This window comes from Methylobacterium tardum, from assembly GCF_023546765.1.
GTDB classification, from domain to species: Bacteria; Pseudomonadota; Alphaproteobacteria; order Rhizobiales; family Beijerinckiaceae; genus Methylobacterium; species Methylobacterium tardum.
This window is the reverse complement of sequence record NZ_CP097484.1, coordinates 3,227,625-3,245,125: the sequence shown is the minus strand read 5'-3', so window position 1 is coordinate 3,245,125 and position 17,501 is coordinate 3,227,625. Positions and strand designations below refer to the sequence as shown.

The 17,501-nt window shown below is 69.2% G+C and carries 15 protein-coding genes and 1 pseudogene; 6 read left to right on the top strand and 10 right to left on the bottom strand.

From position 1 onward, the window contains the following. Positions 1 to 11: 11 nt before the first annotated feature. Together M6G65_RS15545 and M6G65_RS15540 are read right to left on the bottom strand one after the other, a co-directional pair. Positions 12 to 623, bottom strand: a complete 612-nt coding sequence (locus M6G65_RS15545; protein ID WP_238195262.1) for a hypothetical protein — start codon at positions 621 to 623, stop codon at positions 12 to 14. A 53-nt stretch (positions 624 to 676) separates the two neighbouring features. Beyond that, entirely contained in the window at positions 677 to 1,363 is a 687-nt protein-coding gene (locus tag M6G65_RS15540) for a class I SAM-dependent methyltransferase (protein ID WP_238195263.1), read from the bottom strand. Between the two features lie 631 nt (positions 1,364 to 1,994). On the opposite strand from M6G65_RS15540, the pseudogene M6G65_RS15535 reads away from it, so the two are divergent. From M6G65_RS15535 to mqo, 5 genes and pseudogenes are all read left to right on the top strand, one after another. Continuing rightward, a pseudogene (locus M6G65_RS15535) lies at positions 1,995 to 2,778 on the top strand (lytic murein transglycosylase). 236 nt (positions 2,779 to 3,014) lie between these two features. Continuing rightward, positions 3,015 to 4,121, top strand: a complete 1,107-nt coding sequence (locus tag M6G65_RS15530) for a tlde1 domain-containing protein (protein ID WP_238195265.1) — start codon at positions 3,015 to 3,017, stop codon at positions 4,119 to 4,121. Positions 4,122 to 4,249: 128 nt separating this feature from the next. Continuing rightward, a complete protein-coding gene (locus M6G65_RS15525) occupies positions 4,250 to 4,798 on the top strand; it encodes a lipocalin-like domain-containing protein (protein WP_238195266.1) in 549 nt (182 codons plus the stop codon). Between the two features lie 530 nt (positions 4,799 to 5,328). After that, positions 5,329 to 5,655 carry a hypothetical protein gene (locus M6G65_RS15520; RefSeq protein ID WP_238195267.1) on the top strand — a complete coding sequence of 109 codons (327 nt, stop codon included), beginning with the start codon at positions 5,329 to 5,331 and terminating at the stop codon, positions 5,653 to 5,655. A 114-nt stretch (positions 5,656 to 5,769) separates the two neighbouring features. Then, positions 5,770 to 7,497 carry a malate dehydrogenase (quinone) gene (mqo, locus tag M6G65_RS15515; RefSeq protein WP_250104141.1) on the top strand — a complete coding sequence of 576 codons (1,728 nt, stop codon included), beginning with the start codon at positions 5,770 to 5,772 and terminating at the stop codon, positions 7,495 to 7,497. 76 nt (positions 7,498 to 7,573) lie between these two features. On the opposite strand, the gene M6G65_RS15510 is transcribed toward mqo, so the two are convergent. The 3 genes from M6G65_RS15510 to M6G65_RS15500 form a co-directional block, all read right to left on the bottom strand. Next, positions 7,574 to 8,308, bottom strand: coding sequence for a DUF3750 domain-containing protein (locus M6G65_RS15510; protein ID WP_238195352.1), 735 nt, complete (start codon positions 8,306 to 8,308; stop codon positions 7,574 to 7,576). 94 nt (positions 8,309 to 8,402) lie between these two features. Beyond that, positions 8,403 to 9,341, bottom strand: coding sequence for a triphosphoribosyl-dephospho-CoA synthase MdcB (gene mdcB, locus M6G65_RS15505; RefSeq protein WP_238195269.1), 939 nt, complete (start codon positions 9,339 to 9,341; stop codon positions 8,403 to 8,405). A gap of 73 nt (positions 9,342 to 9,414) precedes the next feature. Further along, positions 9,415 to 11,397: an acyl CoA:acetate/3-ketoacid CoA transferase gene (locus M6G65_RS15500; RefSeq protein WP_250104140.1), complete on the bottom strand. Its 1,983-nt coding sequence runs from the start codon at positions 11,395 to 11,397 to the stop codon at positions 9,415 to 9,417. A gap of 607 nt (positions 11,398 to 12,004) precedes the next feature. Here M6G65_RS15500 and M6G65_RS15495 point away from each other — a divergent pair. Beyond that, a complete protein-coding gene (locus M6G65_RS15495) occupies positions 12,005 to 12,262 on the top strand; it encodes a hypothetical protein (RefSeq protein WP_238195271.1) in 258 nt (85 codons plus the stop codon). A 45-nt stretch (positions 12,263 to 12,307) separates the two neighbouring features. Here M6G65_RS15495 and M6G65_RS15490 read toward each other — a convergent pair whose 3' ends face one another. Genes M6G65_RS15490 through M6G65_RS15470 form a run of 5 tightly spaced genes read right to left on the bottom strand, consistent with a single transcriptional unit; the run spans position 12,308 to position 17,422 of the window. Beyond that, complete coding sequence (locus M6G65_RS15490) at positions 12,308 to 13,636, bottom strand: LLM class flavin-dependent oxidoreductase (RefSeq protein ID WP_250104139.1); 1,329 nt, start codon at positions 13,634 to 13,636, stop codon at positions 12,308 to 12,310. Between the two features lie 19 nt (positions 13,637 to 13,655). Continuing rightward, positions 13,656 to 14,183 carry a cupin domain-containing protein gene (locus M6G65_RS15485; protein ID WP_238195273.1) on the bottom strand — a complete coding sequence of 176 codons (528 nt, stop codon included), beginning with the start codon at positions 14,181 to 14,183 and terminating at the stop codon, positions 13,656 to 13,658. A gap of 19 nt (positions 14,184 to 14,202) precedes the next feature. Then, positions 14,203 to 15,144, bottom strand: coding sequence for an ABC transporter substrate-binding protein (locus tag M6G65_RS15480; RefSeq protein ID WP_238195274.1), 942 nt, complete (start codon positions 15,142 to 15,144; stop codon positions 14,203 to 14,205). Beyond that, positions 15,144 to 16,247 carry an LLM class flavin-dependent oxidoreductase gene (locus M6G65_RS15475; RefSeq protein ID WP_238195275.1) on the bottom strand — a complete coding sequence of 368 codons (1,104 nt, stop codon included), beginning with the start codon at positions 16,245 to 16,247 and terminating at the stop codon, positions 15,144 to 15,146. Before M6G65_RS15475 ends, M6G65_RS15480 begins: the two co-directional genes overlap by 1 nt. Before the next feature lie 29 nt (positions 16,248 to 16,276). Next, on the bottom strand, positions 16,277 to 17,422 hold the full coding sequence (locus tag M6G65_RS15470; protein WP_250104138.1) for an acyl-CoA dehydrogenase family protein: 1,146 nt from the start codon (positions 17,420 to 17,422) through the stop codon (positions 16,277 to 16,279). Positions 17,423 to 17,501: the final 79 nt, after the last annotated feature.

Below are 17,501 nucleotides of genomic sequence, written 5' to 3'. Positions count from 1 at the left end.
TGGATCCTTATTCAGGCGCCGCGCTCGTGCGGCTCGTGATCCTCGACCCACTCGCCGTGCAGCAGCGCCAGGGGCGCCCTGTGATAGAGCTTGATGTCGTGGAACGGGTCGGTGAGGATCTTCGCCACCCACACCAGGCCGGTCTGCATGTCGCGCTGGACGAACAGCTGGACCATGCGGAACAGCAGGCCCGCGATGGCGAGCCACAGCCAGATCCAGCCGATATTGCGGATCAGATCGGTCGTGGTCTGATGCGGCGCGATCAGGCCGAACAGGCTCGGATCGAAGTAGAGCGGCAGCGGCGAGAGGGCCCAGATCGCCAGCAGCACGATCTTGCGCTGAAGGTTGTAGCCGACCTTGATCTCCTCTTTGTGCTCGTGGGTGGCCTCGTTGACGTGATCATAGCCCTTCGGCTCGAAGAACAGGTGTCCCGCCTGCCGGGAGGTCATGGCCAACAGCCAGCCGATCAGCGCGGCCGTTGCCGGATCCTTGAACGCCAGCGCGTACGCCACCAGGAAGCTGATCGCGCTGACCACGTGCAAGCTCTGGTTGACGCGGTTGTGGTGGTAGTAACGGTGGTCGTCCCAGCGCTGGACGCGCAGCGCCTCCAGAAAGCTCGCCATGATGTGCTTCCCCGATCGGATCATTGTGGGCAGGTGAGAGACTTTGCGCGGCCTCAGGCGTCGCGCTTGCGCAGGCGGACCAGCGAGAAGTGCCCGAGCGGCGGCAGCGCCCGGCGCTCGACAATCTCGACCGGGGCCTTGGCGGCCCAGGCGGCGTAGCGGTGCCAAGCAAATTCGGTCCGCCAGCCGAGGCGGCTCGTCACCGGGGCCAGGGCGTGCTCGACGGCCCGGCGCAGGCCGGCCTCGGCGCCGATCCGGGTGGTGATGACGATCTCCCCGCCGGGGCGCAGCACGCGGGCGAACTCGTCGAGGGCCGCCTCGGGGTTGGGCACCGCCGTGACCACATATTGCGCCACGACCACGTCGAAGGACGCATCCTCGAAATCGAGGTGCTCCGCATCCATGACGGCGAGGCGCTCGACATTGCGCAGGCCGAGCCGCGCGACCCGCCGGCGCGCCTTTTCCAGCATGGGCGCCGAGATATCGATCCCGACGATGCTGCGGGCCCGGCGATAGGCCGGCAGGGAGAGGCCCGTCCCGACGCCGACCTCCAGGATCCGGCCGCCGACCCGCTCGGCCGCGGCTGCCGCTAGGGTCCGCCCCTGCGCGAAGACCGGTCCGAAGACCAGATCATAGACCGGTGCCCAGCGGCCATATGCCTTGGCGACCCCGTCGCGGTCGAGGTCGGGACCGAGCGAGGCCGCGCGCGATGAGCCGGTGCCGTGCATTCCGAGGGCCATGATTGTCCTGTCTCGCTGTCTGTCAGGTCGGCGTGCCTGCGCCGCTCCGCGAGCGCTGGTCCTTGCAGCGCGTGGCGCGGGTCAGTACCTTTTGAGGGACGATGGTCCCTGCGAAGGCAGGCCGGATTTCGGAAGCATGGCCGCTCTCGCGAAGAACCCGGGAGCCGGTCAGGAGAGACGAAGCAACGGAAGGCGCCGCATTGGCCTGCAGGTTGTGAAGCCCACACCGGTTCTCCAGCAAAATCTTTCCGCCGGCAAAGCTATGACTGTCGTTTGACAGGGTTGTGACAGTAAATTCGCAGATTTCCGCTCGATAAAGTTCGTTGGCAAAGCGTTCGGCAATTCGGCCGCCTCGAATGAGAACGCTGCAACACTGTCGTTGATGAAACTTGGTGTGCGGGCGCACGCCCGGCGCGAGCAGAAGCGCGACACGTCTTGTTCATGATGCGGACAGGGCTTGGCCGCTGCCATCTCGCCGTAAAGCCGCGAATGCGCGATGATTTGAAGACCTGACGGCCGGAGGTCGCGCCTTCGACATCTTCTCGCCCTGATATCGGCGAGATGTGACCCGGTATCGCCATGAGGACGGGGCGCGGTTGCGCGCCAAGGAGTGTTTCGCGTGACAGACAAGATGCGGCGTCAGACCCTGGCGGTGGCGGCAATCGCCGGGCTCGCCTTCAGCGCCGGCCAGGTCCAGGCGGCCCAGTGCGGCAGCAACGCGGCCGGCTTCGAGACCTGGAAGCGGCAATTCTCCGAGGAGGCGCGCGGGCGGGCCAGCGCGGCGAGCACTGGCGGCGCTCCAAAATACCACCTACTCCACGGCCACCATCTCGGCCGATCGCGGGCAGCACAGCTTCAAGCTGTCGCTGGAGCAGTTCCTCGCCAAGCGTGGCGGTCCGGCGATCGTCTCGCGCGGCCGGGCGCTCAAGCGGCAGAACGCGGCCCTGTTCGACTCGATCGAGCAGCGCTACGGCGTTCCGCCGGGCCCGCTCCTGGCGATCTGGGGCATGGAGACCGGCTTCGGCGCGGTGCGGGGCAACGTCAACACGCTTTCGGCCGTTGCGACGCTCGCCTACGATTGCCGCCGGTCTGAGTACTTCACCGACCAGCTCTACGCCGCCCTGACGCTGATCGACCGAGGTCTGCTGACGCCGAGCACCCGCGGCGCGGCCCACGGCGAGGTCGGCCACACGCAGTTCCTGCCGAAGAACGTGCTGGCCTACGGCACCGGCGACCTGAACAATGTCGGCGCGGCCCTGTCGTCCACCGCCAACTTCCTGAAGGCGCATGGCTGGCGCGCGGGTGCGGGCTACCAGCCGGGCGAGCCGAACTTCGCGGCGATCCAGGGCTGGAATGCCGCTCCGGTCTACGAGCGGGCGATCGCGCTGCTCGGACGTCAGATCGACAACGATTAATGGTCATCGGCCGCCTATTCGGCGGCCGAAACCCTCGGGAAGAGGTTCGATCTCGCCCGAAAATGGTCCCACTCGATCCAAGATCGACCATGGAGCCGCCCCAGAAAAGCCGGCCCGGCCCCGCTGTTTCACGGTGAGCGGGGCCGGTCGGTCCGTCGCGATTTCTCGGGATTTGCCCGTCGGGGTTGCGATGATTGGTCGAGTGTCCGCTCCGCGACGAGGAGCCTGGGCAACACATGGCCACCGATTCCGTGCCGCTGGACGGTTCTGAAACCCGGAGTGCGCGCCGCTCCTGTGCGGCGCCCCTCGCGGTGCTGACCGGGGCGCTGGTGATGGCTGCCGTCGGAAGCGGCCACCTGCATCGCGGGGCGCCGCCCGACGAATCGCCGAACAAGACGGCCGCATCCGTCGCGCCCGCCGAACCGCTGGAGGAGTCGCCGCGCGCGGAGGCTAGGTCCGACGCGCCGCCTCTTGAGGCGCCCGCCGTTGAGGCCTGGCGCGATGCCTCCGCTGGCTCTCTGTCGCGCTGGGCCTGGGCGCAGATCGCACTGCCCGCAATTCCGCCGTCACCCGATAGCGCTACTGAGGCGGACGCCCAGAGTGCCGCGCCGCCGCGCGAGGCGATGATCATTCCTCTCCCGGTCCCGCGTCCGCCCGAGTTTCGAACCCCGGGAGGCTCCGGTTACGCCCGCAGGTCGGACCGGCGGATGGCGCGCCGCGAGCAGCCGGCCGCCCAGCCGGTCGCGCCGCCGAGCGACGAGCGCTCGTTCCTCGAGAAGCTGTTCGGCATCGAGCAAGGCCCGGCCCTGGCCTACACGGCGCTGGAGAGCAAGCCGGCAGATCTCGTGCCGCAGCGGCGCATCTCGCCGCCGCTCCCCCTGTCCCGGGAGCCGAGTGCCTCGGCCGGAGTCGCGGTCTACAACATCGCCGCACGCACGGTGACGCTGCCGAACGGCGAGCGCCTGGAGGCGCATTCCGGCCTCGGCGAAGGCCTGGACGAGCCCCGTCTGGTCAATGTGCGGATGCGCGGCCCGACCCCGCCCGGCACCTACGACCTGACCGAGCGCGAGGCACTGTTCCACGGCGTGCGGGCGATCCGGCTCTCACCGGTCGGCGGCAGCGAGGCCGTCTACGGCCGTGTCGGCCTGCTGGCCCACACCTACATGCTGGGACCGCGCGGCGATTCGAATGGCTGCGTGTCGTTCCGCGATTACGACCGCTTCCTCCAGGCCTTCCTGCGGGGCGAAGTCCAGCGCCTCGTGGTCGTGTCCGGCACGCAGGATCCGCTCCCGACGGTCGCGGATGGCGGCGGACGCACCCGAATGGCCCGCGCCGGCAACTGAGAGCGCGCCGGCAGGCGTGCAGATCCGGTCTGGCTGCCAAGCGCGTGCAGTGGTTGGACGGGCGGACGCCTGTCCGCATAGCGGCGCTGCGCGATCCCGCGCCCCCTCTGCAGCGTCGTGGTCGAAGCATGCGCATCTCGAGATCTGTCGCCAGGGCCTTTCAGGTCTCGTTCCTCCTGACCCTTGCGCTGGGCGGTCCCGCGGCGCTGGGTGCGCCCGATCAGACCGACCGGCCGTCGCCCCAGGCCGGCCCTTCCCTTGCCGAGCAGATCGTCGGGACGTGGGAGCTCGTCTCCTACCGGGTCGAGGACAAGGAGACGGGCAAGATCGTCGACGCGATGGGCAGCGCACCGCGCGGGCGCGTCATCTTCACCCGTGACGGCTGGGTCGCGTTCAATCTCGAAGGCAGCGACCGCAAGCCGGCAGCCTCGGAGGCCGATCGCGCGGCGCTGATGAAGACCCTGGTCGCCTATATCGGCCGCTACCGAATCGAAGGCGATCAGTGGGTTACCGCTGTGCAGACCGCCTGGGCGCCGGAATGGGTCGGCACCGAGCAGAGACGGTCGATCACGATCGACGGGGCCTATGCCGACGTCGTCACGCCCTGGCGGGCGATGCCGAACTGGGATGAGGGCCGCCTCTCGCGCAGCATTATCCGGTTCAAGCGCGCCCCGTAGCGAACTTTGGGGATTGCAGGCCGGGCGTTTGGGGTCGGTCGGCGGGCAGCCGTTTCGGCTCATGCGGCTCAGCCGAGACTGAGCAGGACCAGATTTCCGCCCACGGACGACAACGCCGTCGTTCCGGGACTGCGAAGCAGGGCCCGGAACCCAGATCCGCCGACAGTGCCCTGCAGGCACGCGGTGTGGGTCTGGCTTCCGGGCTCGCCTGCGGCGCCCCGGAATGACAAGGCGGGTGTTGCGAAGCCCATCGGGCCTTTGATCCGGTTTGCGCCTGAGGCCACCGAGTGACGGACCCTCTCCGTCATCACGAGCGCAGCGAAGTGACCCAGGGTCGCGCGACCTCGGAGAGCTTGGCGCTGCCCTGGATTGCTTCGCTCCGCTCGCAAAGACGGTGAGGCCGACGCAATCACCGCGACTCGGTATCAGAGCCGGTGCTGATCCACAGGCGGATAGCGCAGCAGTTCCGGTCCGCCGCGCGCGGGCGGCAAGTCTCTCGCAGTCCACGGAGAATCCAACGCGACGCGCGCATGTCTTCGTCGGCACGGGTCCGGGATTCGAACGAGCCTGACAAGGCTGTGCCCTTTGCAACCCAGGCCGAGATTGTCGTTTCCGACCCCATCCTCTATGAGGCCGGCATCGAACCGCCGAGCCGGACCGGCCAGCATCTTCTCGACCCCGACGGCCGCTCTCCTGCCGGTCGAACCATATCCTGGCGGGGGTTGAGGGGAGAGATCGTCGATCCGGCCAATGCTGCCACGCGCCGCGCTCCTTCGAGCATCGGCGCGCGCGCCGGAAACCCCCTGTCTGCCGAAACGGGTCCGCCAAGAGACCTCGGCTGGCGGCTTCTGTCCTGAGGAAACGATCCTGAAGGCTTGGCGGTGAGCGCAGTGCCTCGCCCCCCTGATACGCCTTCCCGTACGCGGACCTGCTCGCCGAGCAGGCCCGGTACGCAAACAAGGGATCCGGCCATGCGTGCCGACGACAAGAACCAGCACCTGCGCAACCTGCAGCCGCAGGCAGCGCTGCCCCTGAGCCGGCGGCAGATCCTCGGCACCGCGGCGGCCGGTCTCGCGGCGGCGCTGCCGGGGTCCTTGGCCCTGGCCGAGGGCGTCGACAGCCGGGTCGACGTGCTGCTGATCGGCGGCGGCATCATGAGCGCGACGCTCGGCGTCTGGCTGAACGAGCTGGAGCCGAACTGGTCGATCGAGATGGTCGAGCGCCTGGATCAGGTGGCTCTGGAGAGCTCCAACGGCTGGAACAATGCCGGCACCGGCCACTCGGCCCTGGCCGAGCTGAACTACACGCCCGAGAAGAAGAACGGGCAGATCGAGATCGCCAAGGCAGTGGAGATCAACGAGGCCTTTCAGGTCACCCGTCAGTTCCTGGCCTATCAGGTCAAGACCGGCGTGATGAAGGACCCGCGCTCATTCATCAACGCCACGCCGCACATGAGCTTCGTCTGGGGCGACGATAACATCGCCTATCTGCGGAAGCGTTGGGAGGCCCTAAAGGCGAGCCCGCTCTTCGCCGGCATGGCGTATTCCGAGGATCCGGAGCAGCTGCGCAAGTGGGTGCCCCTGATGATGGAAGGGCGCGACCCGAAGCAGAAGGTCGCCGCCACCTGGTCGCCGCTCGGCACCGACTGCGAGTGGGGCGAAGTGACCCGCCAGTACGTGGCCTACTTGCAGAAGCAGCCGAGCTTCCAGCTCCGGCTCTCGACCGAGGTCGAGACCATCACCAAGAACGTCGACGGCTCGTGGCGCGTGACCGCCAAGAACCTCAAGGACGGCAGCCGCCGGACGGTCGACGCCAAGTTCGTGTTCATCGGTGCCGGCGGCGGCGCCCTGCACCTGCTGCAGAAATCCGGCATCCCGGAAGGCCAGGATTATGCCGGCTTCCCCGTGGGCGGCTCGTTCCTGATCAACGACAATCCCGACGTCGCCACGCTCCACCTCGCCAAGGCCTACGGCAAGGCGTCGGTCGGCTCGCCGCCCATGTCGGTGCCGCATCTCGACACACGAGTCCTCGGCGGCAAGCGCGTGATCCTGTTCGGGCCCTTCGCGACCTTCTCGACCAAGTTCCTGAAGGAGGGCTCCTACTTCGACCTCCTCAGCTCGACCACGACCAGCAACATCTGGCCGATGATGAAGGTCGGCGTCGGCGAATTCCCGCTGGTCGAGTACCTCGCCGGGCAGCTGATGTTGTCGGATGACGACCGGATCGCGGCGCTGCGCGAATACTTCCCGAAGGCCAAGAAGGAGGAATGGCGCCTCTGGCAGGCGGGTCAGCGCGTGCAGATCATCAAGCGCGACGCGGACATGGGCGGCGTGCTGAAGCTCGGGACCGAGATCGTCAACGCCAAGGACGGTAGCATCGCGGCGCTGCTCGGAGCCTCCCCCGGCGCGTCCACGGCGGCGCCGATCATGTTGCAGGTGCTGGAGAAGGTCTTCGCCCGGAAGGTCGCCACGCCAGAATGGCAGGCTAAGATCCGCGAGATCGTCCCAAGCTACGGCACCAAGCTCAACGACGATCCCGACCGCGTCGCGCAGGAATGGGCCGACACGAGCGTGCAGCTCCAGCTCCCGACACCCCCGCAGATTGACCGGACACTGCTGAAGCCGGTCTCGACCGGCAGCACCGTGCTGAACAGCAGTGCCACGCCGGTCAAGGAGCCTGTCCACGACCTCGCACCGTGAGCGCACGGGCGCGGCCCGCACAGGGCTGCGCCCGGCCCCGGTCACACCTGACGCTTCGCGACGCGCCCGCAGTCCTTCAGATTCCGAGCCGTCCAAGAGCCGGCAGCTTGATCCCCGGCCGGCGCAGATCGATCCCCGCCACGCCCCCGAGCAGGTTCACTTCGAGTCCCTCGACCCAGCCGAGCGTCAGGCCGGCATAGCCGCCGAGATTGATCCGGATGCCGGTGCCCGACGGCGTCCGGCCGATCCAGCGGCCATCGTAGGGGAAGTCCTTGCCGATCGCCGTGGTCGGCAGCGTGGCCCGCATCTCGGGAACCGCCGCCATGATCGCGGCGACGAACGTGTTCGAGTTCGGACCCGGCCAGACGACGTAGTCGCCGGGGCGGGCGAAGCGGTACTCGGCCACGGCCTTGCGGATCCGCGGCAGCATGGCCTCGGCCTCGGGACCGTCCGCGGCGAACACCACGTCGGGCGGGTTCCCGAACCAGCGGCCATCGGGCACGAACCGGTCGACCCAGATCGGCTGGCCCCAGGCGGTGTAGTCGAACCGGCGATAGCTGCGTTCGTCGCGGCCCTTGATGACGATCCAGCTGTGCGTCGCGACGATGCCGCGCCAGCTGACGGTCCGGGCGGAGAAGATGCGCACCACCGCGCCGGGATGCCGATCCGCCGGCGGCAACAATCCCGCGCTCGACCGGTCGGCGAGCCGCCAGTCGCCGCTCGCGCGCAACCAGTAGAGCGTGGCCGAGATGGCGATCGGCACAAGGAAGAAGGCAACCAGCGCGAGAAGCGCGATCCGGAAGAAGGTCACGGGCGGGCCGAGGCAGGGGCGGGAGACCGACCCCATGTGGGGATCGATCGGCCGCGCTTGAATGCGACCGGACGGTCCATTCTCGCGTGGTCAGCTATGCACCGCGCCCGGGAGGTCGCGCGAGCGCGTCCAGCAACAGCGTCGCGGCGAGGAGGTCGGCACAGCCGCCCGGGCTGAGGCGCGCCGCGACGAAGGCTCGGTGGATCGCGACGGCCCGATCGCGCCAGCCGGGCGCCGCGATGCCGCCCTCGGCCATGAAATCGGCGGCCGCCGACCGGGCGCCGGCCAGCCCTTCCGCTCCGCCGCGGTGCAGCAGATTGGTGTCGTCGACAACCGCCAGGAGGGCGAAGAAGCACTGGACCCGAGCCGCCTCGGCATCGCCGGGTGCGCAGCCGCGGCCGTGGCGCAGGGCCGGCAGGCCGACGCTGCGGATCGTCGGGAACCCGGCCGCCGCCTCGGCACTCGCCCCGCCGACGCCGTAGCGGCGCGCCGCCCGTCCGCCGTGGCTCACCGGCGAGGCCGGCGCCTCGGCGATCGCGTCGCCCCAGCGGTGGCGCACGGTGTCGGCGCAGGCTTCAGCCGTTTCGGGCGCTTCGCCGATCGCGCCCGCCGCCGCGCAGATCAGGCCCAGCGAGAAGATCGCGCCGCGATGGGCATTGATGCCGGAGGTGGCACGCATCATCGCGGCTTCGGCCCGCATCCCGATCGTCCGGAGCTGCGCCATGGCGGCAGCCCGCGCACCGGCCTCGACCAGCTCGGCGAAGTACGGCCGGATCGCCGCCGCGCTCCGGCGCAGGGTGTCGGCATCCATGTCGTCGTGGCTGCCGGAATCGACCGGGCTGACGAGTCCCGGCTTCGGCCAAGTCTCCAGCTCGCCGATGAGGGCGTCGTGGGCCAGCGCCGCGACCTGCGCGGCCCAATCCGCACCGGAGACCGCGTCTCGCTCGACCGGTGCCGCGAGATCGCGGTGGTGCAGGTGCAGGGCGGAGCTCCTCGCGACGCTCACCCGCAGGACCCGGGACGCGGATGGCATCAGGCTCGTATATCAGAACGGAGCGGTGCCGCACCCACCGGCAATGCGCAGCCCCTGGGCGCCTGCCGCGGTCTCAGGCAGCGGAGGCGACGGCGGGCGAGATCCGTTTGCGCGCCTTCTTGTCCTCGGTGCTGCTGACGAAGGCATGCGCTTCCTCCTTCCGCTCGAAGACATGCGGGGCGACCCCACGCTTGTTCAGCGCCTCCTCCATCTTCAGGCGCAGGAAGGCACTCGTCGCGTAGCGGGTCGTGGTCGCGTAGTAGTTCGCCTGCAGGTACTGAACCATCCCGGCATAGTCGTCGACCAGGTTCTCGTTGAGTCTGAATCCGTCGTGGTTGATCACGGCGTTGACCCGTTGGCCGGCCTTCCGGCAGGCCTCGGCGATGGTCATGCGCAGCTCGTCCATGTCGCCCTTTACCCGGCAGTACCAGCCTTCAAGGTTGACGAAGAGGATGTTGCGCTCGCCGTCGTAGCTGACGCGGGACTTGAGATCGAGGTTGAGCAGGTCCGAAATCAGCTCCATCGGCTCCTCGCGGAAGATCCGCGGATCCATCGGCACCGGGTTCCGCACCACCGGCTTGAAATCCATGTGGGCGAGGATGTCGCGCTCGATGTCGATGCCGGGCGCAACTTCGATCAGTTCGAGGCCCTCCGGGGTGAGCTGGAAGACGCAGCGCTCGGTCACGTAGAGGACCGGCTGGGAGCGCTCGACCGCGTAGGGTCCCGAGAAGGTATTCTGCTGCACATTGCCGACGAACTTGCGGGCCTTGCCCTCGGTCACGATCCGGACCTGGCCGTCGTTGACCGCGATCTCCAGACCGCCCGCCGTGAAGGTTCCGGCGAACACCACGGTTCGGGCGTTCTGCGAGATGTTGATGAAGCCGCCGCAGCCATTCAGCTTGCCGCCGAATCGCGACGTGTTGACGTTGCCGGCCTCGTCGCACTCGGCCATGCCGAGGCAGGTCATGTCGAGACCGCCGCCGTCGTAGAAGTCGAACATCTGGTTCTGGTCGATGATGCAATCGGCGTTCGTGGCCGCGCCGAAGCTCGAGCCGGAGGCCAGCACGCCGCCGACCGCGCCCGCCTCTGTGGTGAGCGTGATGTAGGGAGTGATCTTCTCCTCGTTGGCGACCGACGAGATGCCTTCCGGAGCCCCGACGCCGAGATTGACCACGCCGTTCGGCGGCAGCTCGAAGGCGGCGCGCCGGGCGATGATCTTGCGCTCGTTGAGCGCCATGCGCTTGATCCCGGTGACCGGCACGCGGATCTCGCCGGCGAGCGCGGCGTCGTGCATGACGCCGTAGTTCATCCGGTGCATCTCGGGCTGTGCGACGACGACGCAATCGGCGAGAATGCCGGGTACTCGGACGTCCTTGGGCAGCAAATAGCCGTCATCGGCGATGCGCTCGACCTGCGCGATGACGATGCCGCCGTTGTTGCGGGCCGCCATGGCCTGGGCGAGGCAGTCGAGGGTGAGCGCCTCCTTCTCGTAGGACAGGTTGCCCGACGGATCGGCCGAGGTGGCGCGGATGAAGGCCACATCGATCTTGGTGGCCGTGTAAAACAGCCATTCCTCGCCATCGACCTCCACGAGCTTGACGATGTCCTCGGTGGTCAGCTCATTGACCTTGGCGCCGCCGTGACGCGGATCGACATAGGTCTTGAGGCCGACCTTCGAGAACAGGCCCGGCTGGCCCGCGGCACAGGCCCGGTAGAGCTGCGAGATCACACCTTGGGGTAGGTTATAGCCGCGGATCAGGTTGTCCTGGGCCGCTTTGGCGACTTTGGGCATGCGGCCGAAATTCGCCGCGATCACCCGCGCGAGCAGGCCGTCATGGTGCAGCCGGCCGGTGCCGAGACCTTTGCTGTCACCGGCGCCCGCCGTCATGATCAGGGTTAGCCCGCGCGGCGAGCCGGTCTCGATGTAGCGCCTCTCCAGAGCCGCGTGCAGCGCCTCCGGGATGCAGCTCTGGACGAACCCTGTGGTGGTCACGACGTCGTTCTCGCGGATCAGCGCGATGGCCTCGTCCGCCGAGATGACCTTGTTCTTCCTCATGGAGCCCGTGATCCTCCCTGGGGTCCGGACCGGCAACCTGGCGCAGAGCCGGTCGTCTCCGAGACTGTCATCGGCCGAGTGCGCCCGGCTTGTTTTCGTATGATCGTGTTATTGCAACGCATCAATATTTGCGGCATCGCACGAAGGCGGTGTCGCTCCGGGGACAGTATCGCAAAAGTGCATGGGTTTGCTGCTGAAAAACTCTTCGCTGAACGATCAGAAAAATTGCGCCGCCTCGAGCATCGCCCTGCTCCGCGGCGGCGGCCCGGCAGGCTCATCTCCGCGCATCGTCTGCCGCGCCCGAACCGGTCCTGCTCCGACTGAGGAGCGGCCGAATTCGACGCTTCCGCCATCTCGAAAGCCTGATGAGGCCTGGAACGCGGGAGCAGGAGAATGCGCGTGTCGAACGCTGTGCCCGCGCCGGCTGGACGCCGCCTGAGCGGGCCGATTCCGGAAGCACAGCAGCGCCATCATAGGTTATAATTTCCACAAGCGATTGACGCCCTGCGAACACTTAACATCAGACCGATTTACAATCTTAAAATCGCGATATATAGAACCTGCGTTCTGGGGAGCGTGTTTTAGTCAGGAACACGCCATGACCGATATGACACCGATCGCGGATGAAGCCGCGACACGCTTTGCCTTCAGCCTCCTCCGGAGTGCTTATCTTGATCTCGCGCAGACGCTGCTTCGCATCGAGGCGGAACCGGCGCGCGAGTTGCTGCAGGCCGTCGAGCATCGAATCGCCTACAGGCTCGGCTCTCTGGCGCAGGACGAGTCGGATGGCGCCCCGCAGGAGACGGCGCTCGCCATCGCCGCCGGTCAGGTGCGGGCGGTCCTGCGCGACGCGCAGGGGCGCTGAGTCCGACGCGGCCGGCCTCTTCCGTGCCGGCCGACAGAACAGGCCTCAATCGGCGAAGAAGCGGTTCGCGGGCCGCTTCAGGCCGAGGTGATCGCGCAGAGTGGTGCCCGAATAGGCGGTGCGGAACAGGCCGCGGCGCTGCAGCTCGGGCACCAGGCGGTCGGCCACGTCGTCGAGCCCCTCCGGCACGAAGGGGAACATCACGTTGAAGCCGTCGCAGGCGCGGGTTTCCAGCCACTCCTCCATGCGGTCGGCGACCTGCGCCGGAGTAGCGACCATCTGCAGACCGCCGTAGCCGCCGACCTTGCGGGCGAGCTCCCGCACGGTCGCACCGGTGCGGCGGGCGTAATCGGCGATCTGCGCCTGTCCGCTCTTGCTGGCATTGGTCTCGGGCAGGTCGGGCAGCGGCGCGTCGAGGTCGAAACCCGTGGCATCGACGCCGAGGCGCACCGACAGGTTGGCGAGCCCGCTGTCGGGATGGACGAGATCGTCGAGGCGCGCCTTCTTGGCCTGCGCCTCGGCCTCGGTCTCGCCCAGAACCACGAAGCAGCCGGGCAGGATCTTCAGACCGTCCGGATCGCGCCCGGCCGCCGGCATCCGGCCCTTCACGTCCGCGTAGAAGGCCTGGGCTGCCTCCAGGGTCGAGCCGGAGCCGAACACCATCTCGGCGGTCTCGGCCGCGATCTGCCTGCCCGCCTCCGAGGCGCCGGCCTGGACGATCACCGGCCAGCCTTGAACCGGGCGGGCGATGTTGAGCGGGCCCTTCACCTTGAGGAATTCGCCCCGGTGGTCAAGGACATGGATCTTCGCCGGATCCACGAACAGGCCGCTCTCCGGGTCCATCGGGAAGGCGTCGTCGGCGAAGGAATCCCACAGCCCGGTCACCACGTCGAAGAACTCGCGTGCCCGCGCGTAGCGCGTGGCGTGATCGACATGCGCGTCGCGGCCGAAATTCAGGGCCTCATCCGGGTTGCCGGATGTGACTAGATTCCAGCCGGCCCGCCCGTTCGAGATGTGGTCGAGGGACGCGAACTTGCGGGCGATGTGGTACGGCTCGTTGTAGGTGGTCGAGGCGGTCGCGATCAGCCCGATCCGCTCGGTCAGCACGGCGAGCGCCGGCAGCAGGGTCAGGGGATCGAACGACGTCACGGTGGCCGAGCGGCGCAGCGCCGCCATCGGCATGTTCATCACCGCCAGATGGTCGGCCATGAAGAACGCGTCGAATTTCGCCGCCTCGAGCCGCCGCGCGAACTGCGCCAGATGCGCGAAGTTGAAATTGGCGTCCGGGTAGCCGCCGGGATAGCGCCACCACGCCGTGTGGATCCCGACCGGGCGCATGAACGCGCCGAGATGCAGCTGACGGTCCCGGCTCATCGGTGCGGTCTCCGGCGTCTCACGGGTGCTTGTGGATGGGGTCGACCCAGTACACCGTCTCGGGCCGCTCGGCCGCCTGGACGTCGGGCAGGTTGACCACCACCGCCTCGTTGTCGGAGCGCACCAGCACGCAGTGCAGGGGCTCGTCGGTCGAGGCGTTGATCTCTTGGTGCGGCACGAAGGGCGGCACGAAGATGAAGTCGCCCGGGCCGGCCTCGGCGACGTATTCGAGGCTGTCGCCCCAGCGCATGCGGGCGCGGCCCGACACCACGTAGATCACGCTCTCCAGCGCGCCGTGATGGTGCACGCCGGTCTTGGCGTCGGGCTGTATCGCCACCGTGCCGGCCCAGATCTTCTGCGCGCCGACCCGGGCGGCGTTGATCGCCGCCTGCCGGAACATGCCGGGTGTCTGCGCCGTATTGGAATCCAGCCGGTCGCCGGGAATGACCCGGACGCCGTCGTGCTTCCACCGCTCGGCACTGCCGTGGTGGTGCTCCGCCGTCGCCGGCTCGTGGGCGTGGCTGTGCTCGTCGCCGCTGTCGTGCATGTCGGGTCCTCCGCCGCCATCATCGCACGGCGATCAGCGCTTCGGAAAATCCGGGATCGAGGATCGCCTCCGCCCGTGGCGCCCGCGCCTGCGGGATCAGTCCGGCGCGGACGTAGAGATCGATGATCCGCTGCTCGCCCGCGACCACGTCCGCGTCGATCGGGACGGTGCGGTACTGCGCCCGGCCGAACCAGCGCAGCGGGACCGCCTCCGGCAGGCCGATGAGCTTCGACCAGACGGCGGCATACGGGGCGGGATCGCGCAGCGCCCAGGCGCGGGCCCGAGCGAGGCGGGCCGCGTAATCGGCCAGCAGGGCGCGCTTGGCCTTCAGCGCGGTCTCGCTGGCCACGGCGTAGCTGAGGCCGGGGGTGATGCCGTTGCCGTCGCGCACGACGCGCACCAGCCCGGCGAGCTCGGCCGCCGAGGTATAGGGCTCCCAGGTCGACCACGCGTCGACGGCGCCGGAGGCCAGGGCGAGCTTCGCGTCCGCCGGCGGCAGGAAGCTGAAGGTGACGCTGTCGGCGGGTAGCCCGGCTTCTTCGAGGGCGGCCAGCACGACCTGATGGCCGATGGAACCCCGGTTGGTCGCGATGCGCCGGCCCTTCAGATCCGCCACGGCGCGGATCGGCGAATCCGGCCGCACCAGGATCGCGAGGCCGTCCTGCCGGTTGCGGAAGGCCAGGAAGGCCTTGACCGGCACGCCCGCGGCGGCCGCGAAGGTGAAGGGCGCATCGCCGACGCCGCCCGCGTCGATGGCGCCGGCGTTCAGCGCCTCCAGAAGCGGGGCGGCGGCGGGAAACTCGCTCCATTCGAGGCGATAGGGCAGGCCCTCGAGCACGCCGGCCGCCTCCATCAGGGCGCGGGCATTGCCGCGCTGGTCACCGACCCGCAGCACGTCCTCGGCCCGGGCGGGGAGGGCGGCGAGGAGCGTCAGCAGCGCGAGGGCGAGCAGCCGGCGCATCACGCGGCCTCCGCGGCGCGGCCGCGCCGGGCGAGCAGATCCCGGAACGCCGGGAGCAGCTCGCGCCCGTACTGGATCGCGTCCTCCAGCGGATCGAAGCCGCGGATCAGGAAGGTGCGGATTCCGAGGTCATGGTAGTCGAGCAGCGCTTCGGCGACCTGCTCGGGGGTGCCGACCAGGGCCGTGGAATTGCCCGCCGCGCCGGTCTCAACGGCGATCGCCGTGTAGAGCCGCCTGTCGAGGCGCGACCCGTGCGCCGCGGCCGCGAGCAGGCGCCGCGATCCCTCGTTCTGCGGCGTGCCGGCCGGGCCGAGGCCTCGCGCCGCCCGGACCGCCCGGGTCCGGGCCAGGATCCATTCGGCCCGCGCCCAGGCCTGCTCCTCCGTGGCGGCGAGGATCGGTCGGAAGGACAGGCTGAAGCGGGGCGATCGGCCATGCGGCGCGGCAGCCGCCCGGACCCGGGCGATCAGGTCGCGCACCTGCTCCTGCGTCTCGCCCCAGAGCGCGTAGGTGTCGGCATGCCGACCTGCCACCGCGAGCGCCGCCGGCGAAGCGCCGCCGAAATAAACCGGAATGCCCGCCGGATTGACCGGCTTCACCTCGGAAAAGCCGCCCGCGATCCGGTAATAGGTGCCCGTGTAGTCGAACGGCCCGGCGGCGTCCCAGCTCAGCCGGGCGATGTCGAGGAACTCCCGCGTCCGGGCGTAGCGCTCGTCCTTGGTCAGATGGTCGCCGTCCTGCGCGAGTTCGCGGTCGTCGCCACCCGTGATCACATGGACCGCAACGCGGCCGCCAGTGAGATGGTCGAGGGTCGCGAGCTGGCGCGCCGCGACGGTGGGCGCCGTGAAGCCAGGGCGGTGTGCGATCATCAGCCCGAGCCGTTCCGTCACCGCGGCGATCTGCGCCGCCAGCAGGATCGAATCCGGCGACGTCGAGTGGAACGCTACCAGCACCCGGTCGAAGCCGCCCCATTCGTGGGCCTGGGCGAGCAGGCGCAGATAGTCCCGATCGATCACCGGGCCGGAAGCCGAGTGGATCTCTGAGACGTGGCGCGGCGCGACGAAGCCGATGAACTCGATCGCGTCGGGGGGCAGCAGGCTCATCACGGGCTCCTGGACGATGTTGGTTCGAATCAGGCACCGAACGCGGCACGGCCGGCCGCAGCGCGCACCGCATCGCCCTGGGGCCAGTGGATCCGGGCGCAGAGGACGTCGCGCAAATGCCGCTCCAGCGGGTTGCGCCGCGACAGGCCGGCATTGCCGCAGAGCTCGGCCGCCTGCTGCACAACCGCGATCGCGTTCTCGGTGACGGTGAGCTTCACAAAGCCCGAATCCTGCGGCGGCGGCGGACGGCCGCCATCGGTCTCGGCGGCGAGGCCCGCGAGGAGCCGGGCATTGACGGCGAGCAGACGCTCGCACTCGCCGACGGCATCATGGAAGCGCGGCAGGCTCGCCAGGGGCGCCCCGAGGCTGCCCGGGACGCGCGCCCGCAAAAAACCGATGAACCAAGCCTGCGCCGCCCGCGCGACGCCGTCGTACAAGGCCGCGATCAAGGTACAGCTCCAGGCCTGCTGCCACGAATCGGGCTTCCGCCAAGCCTCGGGCGGCCGCAGGTCCACTGCGTGGTCGCCCGACACGGGGACGTCCTCGAAGACCACGTCGTGGCTGGCCGAGGCGCGCAGCCCCAGATGGTCCCAGGTCTCGACGATGCGGATGCCGGGTGCGTCGAACGGCACCAACAGCTTGCCAATTCGTGGCTCGGCTTCGTCGGTGCGGGCGAAGACGACGCCGTAGCCGAGAGCCGGCGCGCCGGTGGCGTAGATCTTCCGGCCGGTGATCCGCCACCCCGCACCGTCACGTCGCGCGATCGTCGCCGGGAGGCCGCCCCGCGCCGGGGTGCCGAGTTCCGGCTCGACCCGCAGGGCGTTGATGAGGGTCCCGCGCGTCACGGCATCCCGGCCGACCGCGTCGGCCACAAGGCGCGGCCAGGGCGAGTCGTCCCGGTGGATCACCGCGTGGTGCAGCAGGGTCATCGCCCGGACCAGGGCGGTCGCGGGCTCGCCGGCCCCGATCCGCCCCACCGCCTCGGCCGAAAGCGCGAGCACGGCGCCACCGCCACCGAGCCGCCGCGGAACCGTGAGGCCCAGGAACCCGGCCGCCCGCAAAGCCGCGATGTTGGCGTGCGGGAAGGCGCCGGACCGGTCGAGTTCAGACGCTTCAGCGGCGAAACGCTCGGCGAGTGCGCAGGCGACGGCGGCGGGCGGGACGGCGATGGTCATCGGGATCCGGGCGCGTGCGGGGCAGGGCGGAACGCCAGCCGCCCCCATGGAACGCAGTTAAGCGTCCACCGAGCGCGAG